Raw genomic sequence first — 6,279 nt, forward strand, 5'->3', positions numbered from 1 at the left:
GGATCAAAGATACAAGGACCCCAATCCCAACAAGCAAAAATTCCAAACCCTGAGTCCCGATGAATCCCCTCCATCATTGAAAAAATTTATCGGGTTTGTCGTCAATACTTTGATTCTCTAACCTCAGGAAAAAAACTGGTCTATCGGATAATAAAATTCGTCCAGAGGGAAATGCAGACTAGGTTGACCTGTTGCAGATACCCCTGACGGAAAAAGTGCTTTAAACTCAATTAAATAAAAGCGAAGTATATGGTACAACGTCCCTGCGCTCAGTTTGTCAACAAAATGAACCCCACAGAACCCTAACGGTCGCGAGGTGGCTCAGCGCCAGCCACGCGGAAAGCGAAGCGCCTGGAACGGAAATCAACAGCCCCAATTTCACCACCAATCAAAAAAAGACTGTAAACAAACACGATTTTCATCGAGTCACAACTCCCTGATAGGATTAAATTCGATCAAAGGAGGAGATTTTTATGAAGAAATTATTTGCTATCATGGTCGCATTATTTTTAATGATAATCGTTTCTGCCTGCGGAGATGAAGCGGCTGAAAATGAACAAAAAGATGGTCAGGAAACTGCGGCAACTGAAGTGAAACCCGATGATGATGACCAGGCAGATGGGCCTCATGAACCAGGTGCTGACGATGTCTGTGCATTCTGCAACATGAAGGTATATCCTGAAGCTGATCCAATGGGAGTTTTCACCGCACAGGCCAAAACGAAAGACGGAGAGTATGTATTCTTTGATGACTCAGGTTGTCTATTGAATATCACTAGACGTGATGATGTTGAATTCGAGGAGAAATGGGTCCGTGATTATATCACATCAGAATGGGTCGAGGCTGATTCTGCGACTCCTGTAAAAGCAGACCTTAAAACACCTATGAAATACGGCTATGCATTCTTCAAAGACAACGAAAGCGCGGAAAAATTCATATCAGAAAACAGCGACAAGAATCCTGCCATGGCAACATGGGCGCAAATCGACCAAATCGCAAACGAACGCTATATGAAAAAAATGAAGATGAATAGCGACAGCATGGATAAGGATAGCGAAATGGATGGAGAAAGCGAAGAAAGCGGACATTAATGGTGAAGTTAACAAAATAATCATAAAATCCCGGTGTTGAATCAACACCGGGATTTTTCGTCTGGTATTTAACTAATACCTAATTGAAGAAGAGCTTTTCAAGTGGTGTGTAGACACCGTTTTTTTGCACTAGTGATTCTACTGTATCACAATACTGCAATTGCCCCACCTGCATGAACGCAGCTCTGTCAGCCAATTCCTCCACCAGGCTAAGGATATGGGTAGTAAAGAAAATCGTTCTGCCCTGCCGTTTCTCTTCCTGTATAATCTCCTTAAAGCGATACACCCAGAGTGGGTCTAGTCCATTGGTTGGTTCATCGAGAATTCGCAGCGGGACATCCGGCAACAGTGCCTGCGCAAGAGAAAGCCGCTGCTGCATTCCTTTAGAATATTGTTTAATCTGCATATTCCTTACATCAAATAAGCCAACCTGATGAAGGGCTTCAGTCACTTTTTTATCACTAATTCCTCTTAACCTCGCAAAAAAAGTCAAAACTTCCAATCCCGTCAGCTGGCGTGGAAAGAGCATTTCATCCGGCATATATGAAAATAGTTTTTTGAAACCTTTACTTTGCAGCTCAACTTCCTTACCGTCCATAAATACCATGCCCGCAGTCGGCTTCATAATCCCTGTAAGCATTTTGATCAATGTACTCTTGCCTGCACCGTTTCCACCGCAGAGTGCAAAGATTTCAGGCTTGTCGATTGAAAAGCTGATATCAGTAATCTTCTTTGTCGAGCTATAGTGTTTTGCCAATCCTTCTACCCTTATCCATTCCTTGCTATTCATCCTCAACCCCCCGTTTAGTCCTGTACACAGAGTATAGGACAGGCAGTATCGTCCAAAGCAAAACAGCAAGAATAAATAGCGTTTTGCCTATCAACCCATCTGCCCAGATGGTTAAATCATATAATCTCGGCCCAAATACCGAGGCTCCATCCAACGACAAAATAGACTGGACACGGATCAACTCTACTGGATTCAGAAAGATGGACACAGTCAGCATTGGCAGCAGCCATTGCTTCATCATGAACATGCTCAACCCCATAATGATAAATTCATAGAAAAGCACAAGGAAGGCCCAGACAATCAAGCTTATACCTAGCGCCTGGAACCGCGTTTTGGCCATTATGCCAATCATCATTGCCAGCGACAGGAAAATGGCAGCCAGCAGGATCGAATACACATAAAATAATACCAGCAAAGATACTGAGACTCCCCCGCCAACGAAAAAGATGACGAGCAATGCTGCACCATACCCAAAAGTCAATACAGACCAGACTGCAACAAACAAACCTGTATACTTCCCAAGAATAACTGCCCATGGTGAAATAGGGTATGTCAGCAGCAGCGTTAGCCCGCGATCTTCCTTTTCACCCGACAAAAACAAGCTGCCAATCAGCAAAGACAGCAAAGGAATCAACAGTAAATTGATATTCAGCAAGCTGGCCGTCATCCTGTTAAATCCGTCAAAACCTGTTCCTCCTGTGTTGCCCAAAAAAGCAACCATCACGGCAAGAGATGAGAACAATATGCCAAAGCCGGCAAGCCAATGGCTTCTCATCATCAATGTCAGCTGCTGCCTCGCGATGTGCCTCATTGCTCCCAGCTCCACTCATGTTTCTTTAATGATTCATAATCCAGCACTTCACCCATTCCCTGTTCCTTCACGTAATTTTCAGCGCTCTCCCTGTCCTTGAAACTGACCACACCATTTGCCATTGGTGTCCAGAAATCCGGATGGTACGCATGATAGGCTTTGTCCAGTTCAATCCATTCGCCTGTGTCCACGTCGCGTACATATTTTTTCGCACTTTCTTCCTTCAGATCTGTCTCCATTTCCAGGAATTCATCCATGCAGCCGATATCATCAAACTTATATACTTCGCCATCGGCTGTGACAACCTCTGTAGCATACTGCTCATGGGCAAGGCCCATATTGCAAACCTCGCACACATCAATTTCAGGGTTGATTTCCTCCGGCTCCATTGCACTGTTGCTGCAGCCCGATACTCCCCCAACGAACATCATTATTAGAATTCCAAGCTTTTTAATCATCGCAGTTTCCTTCCTTTCACAATGACGAATATCGAGAACAAAATAAACAGTACTCCTAATACTCCTGGCATCATTCGGTCCTTGCTCCGCTGTTCTTCTTCCTTAAGCATGGTTACCGGCTCTACCAGAGGGCGGGCATCATATACATCTGCTGCCCCAAAAGAAGGAAATAAAGCTTCCGCCTTAGTCCATAGCTTGATCGAAGGGCTTTCAAAAAAGAATTGCCAGTACGGCTGTTTCCTCAATAGGCGATCATACAGAGAACCTGCCTTGTAAGCCTCTTCTCCCATTCCATCACCTGAAAGGTCAAAACTGCTGTAATCATCCCAGTAGTTTCCCTTCACACCATCATCCAGCCTCATATCTTCCCCGGAAATCTTCGACTGAACGACATTCCCGATGAAGTTGTTTTCGGAAAACGTGTTATTTTCATTCTTTCCCATGAATTCAAGCCCTACTTGATTAGCTGCAATCTGATTCCTGTTGACCAGGGTATCGACCCCATATTCCAGGGACAGTCCTGTGCTGTTCCGAAGTATTTCATTGCCCTCAATGAGGACATCTTTTGTTTCATAAATCAGGATTCCATAGCCGCGGAAGTGAAAGTGGTCGGTCACCTTGTTTTCAATAAAATCAATGCGTGCTGAGCCCATCACCATGAGGCCAGTCACATTTTTTTCTACAAGGTTTTTTTCCGCCAGTATGTCTTCACTGAACATCATATGCATACCATAGCGGGATTCACTGATGTGATTCCCTTGCAGCTTTATGCCTTTCGTAAAATCAAAATAAATCCCATCCTGAACATTGGCAATCTCATTCTCTTTCAGCAAATGGCCGCCTCCCTTGAACATGTGAATACCGTTCCCTCGCTTGGAGAAATGAGATTCATTGCTCGCAATACGATTGCCAAGCAGCTTGTTTTCATTGCTGTTCGCTAAAAAAATTCCGTTTTGTACATTTTTTAATAGATTGTTTTGAATAACATTTCGGTCTGCCTTGTTGATGTAAATTCCGCTGTCCTCCTGTCCAGACCCGCTGTTCTGGATTATGAGTCCATCAAGAACCACATTTGAAGCTGTGACCGTGATGACATTCCCTTTTCCACCGCCATCAATAATCGCTCCCTCTTCTCCTTTTATAGAGACTTCCTTATTGATCACGACACTTTCTTTGTAGACTCCTGGAGAGATAAGGATGGTATCCCCAATGCTGGCACTGTCAACAGCTCTCTGGACCGATTGGCCGACTTCCACTTTGAACTCATCAGCGTAGGTACTGACGGGAACGAGCAAAAGAAGCAAAAGAAGCAAAAAGAAATGAAATGCAAACGGCCTTGTCAGCCTCCACATAAGCTGCCTCCTCCCTGTACTGTATTCTCTTTTTAAAACTAGCAAAAAAATGTGATGAAACCTTGAAATAATTGTTGGGAATCGTTGAAGTTAATGAAGAGCTTTATAGTGAAAACAGGGGTAAACTATATAAATCAGTAAAGTTTTCAGAATAACCAAAGGTAAATGTGTCTATTTTGTGACAAATCCAATATAATATTAATAATATGTAAACCTTACTAAGGATTAAGGGAGGACTTTGACATGACTTTTGTTCATATTTTAAACTTCTCCATTCCGATTGCGATGATGCTTGTGATCGGTGTCGGTATTGATAAGATGTGTAAGCCAGATACACCAGAACAGGAAGCCGAGTAATGATTGCGGTTTCTTTTTTTACCAGATAAACGGTAATTAATACATGTAATTACCATTTCGCTATAAAAAGAATTTCTCGCTATATAAATGAAAAAGTCGCTATATAAATAGAAATGTCGCTATAATATTGAAAAAGTCGCTATATAAAAGTTTTTTCCGCTATAAAAATTTGGTCTTGGGCTATAAAAAAATTCTCCCGCATTAAAAACTACCCTTTCAACTTAATTTTCGAGGCAATAAGGCCTGATATTCAGGCTAGCCTGCAGAACAAAAAGCGCAAGCGCCTCGTTCAGCCCCGACAAGCGCTGGAGGGCCGACCGGTGAAGTCGTTCTTTGACTTCATTGTGCGGACCGAAGCGTCTCGAGGGGCTAGGCGCTGGAGCTGGATTAAGAAAACTTCATGAAGTTATCCACAACTCAAAAATTTTATAGTTTCCTTAACTATAAAAAAGAGGCATCCCTGTCCAAAGGAATGCCTCTTGCCCTCCAGCTTAGGAAGTCACATACATATCAGTGTTTAATGAATTTGAGTCTCTAAAAGTGGTATGGATTTCCTCTCTTCTTTCCTCATCCACTTCGACTAATACCAGGATATTGCCTTCCTTCAAGTATCTCTCATATTCCTTGGCGTCATCGTCCGTTACTCCGGCGCCTGTCAATGCACCAACAATTCCGCCACCTGTAGCTCCAATCGCTGCACCACTCAATGTAGTTGCTAGGGGACCCGCGGCAGCAAGGACACCAATCCCAGGAATTGAAAGCAGACCGATTTCAGCAATCAGGCCAGCGATTCCTCCAAGAACACCACCAGTTCCTGCACCAATACCGGCACCCTTGCCAGCATTTTTACCACGATCAGAATCATTTTCAATTACATCTACATCAGTTTTGTCTTCGATGTTCTCCAGTTTATCATCGTCCTTTGCAAAGATCGATAAATCGTTCGTGTCAAATCCCATTTCCTTTAGCCTTCTAATCGCACCAATGGCTTCGTCTGAATCCCTAAATACTCCTCCAACGATTGTCTTTTCCATAGACTATTACCTCCATTCTAGTTTTTACGCTCTTTCGCATTTGAATTTATCACTAATTGAGCTTAATGGTATCTGTTGCAGCATTTCATAGTCTCGAAGCTGAGATTCTCAAAACTAAGAAATATGCCAATACAACTATTTACCATTTAACAAATTGTGTGATTTTGCCTACATAGAACCATTACCCGTCACATTTTTGTCTAAACATAGAGTCAAGGAAATAGAAAAGATGGCTAAGAAGCCATCTCAGACTGTAGACAAACTCGATGAAAATCGTGTTTGTTTACAGTCTTTTTTTGGATGGCGCTGGAATGGGGCTGTTGATTTCCGTTCCAGGAGCTTCGCTTTCCGCGGGGCCGGCGGTGAGCCTCCTCGTCGCCGTTGGC

At 43.2% G+C, this 6,279-nt stretch carries 6 protein-coding genes; 1 reads left to right on the top strand and 5 read right to left on the bottom strand.

Annotated elements, in window-relative coordinates:
- Positions 1-473 precede the first annotated feature (473 nt).
- Positions 474-1,091 carry a nitrous oxide reductase accessory protein NosL gene (locus ACH0QE_RS00005; protein WP_415798714.1) on the top strand — a complete coding sequence of 206 codons (618 nt, stop codon included), beginning with the start codon at positions 474-476 and terminating at the stop codon, positions 1,089-1,091.
- A 79-nt stretch (positions 1,092-1,170) separates the two neighbouring features.
- Here the strand turns inward: ACH0QE_RS00005 and ACH0QE_RS00010 are convergent, their stop codons facing one another.
- From ACH0QE_RS00010 to ACH0QE_RS00030, 5 genes are all read right to left on the bottom strand, one after another.
- Positions 1,171-1,881 (bottom strand): ABC transporter ATP-binding protein, encoded by a 711-nt coding sequence (locus tag ACH0QE_RS00010; protein ID WP_415798715.1) that lies wholly within the window; start codon positions 1,879-1,881, stop codon positions 1,171-1,173.
- Entirely contained in the window at positions 1,874-2,692 is an 819-nt protein-coding gene (locus tag ACH0QE_RS00015) for an ABC transporter permease (RefSeq protein WP_415798716.1), read from the bottom strand. Before ACH0QE_RS00015 ends, ACH0QE_RS00010 begins: the two co-directional genes overlap by 8 nt.
- On the bottom strand, positions 2,689-3,150 hold the full coding sequence (locus ACH0QE_RS00020) for a nitrous oxide reductase accessory protein NosL (RefSeq protein ID WP_415798717.1): 462 nt from the start codon (positions 3,148-3,150) through the stop codon (positions 2,689-2,691). Before ACH0QE_RS00020 ends, ACH0QE_RS00015 begins: the two co-directional genes overlap by 4 nt.
- Positions 3,147-4,502, bottom strand: a complete 1,356-nt coding sequence (gene nosD, locus ACH0QE_RS00025; RefSeq protein ID WP_415798718.1) for a nitrous oxide reductase family maturation protein NosD — start codon at positions 4,500-4,502, stop codon at positions 3,147-3,149. The genes ACH0QE_RS00020 and nosD overlap by 4 nt, the downstream gene beginning before the upstream one ends.
- 848 nt (positions 4,503-5,350) lie before the next feature.
- Positions 5,351-5,893, bottom strand: a complete 543-nt coding sequence (locus ACH0QE_RS00030) for a general stress protein (protein ID WP_415798719.1) — start codon at positions 5,891-5,893, stop codon at positions 5,351-5,353.
- Positions 5,894-6,279: the final 386 nt, after the last annotated feature.

This window comes from Mesobacillus sp., from assembly GCF_047739415.1.
GTDB lineage: Bacteria > Bacillota > Bacilli > Bacillales > Cytobacillaceae > Mesobacillus.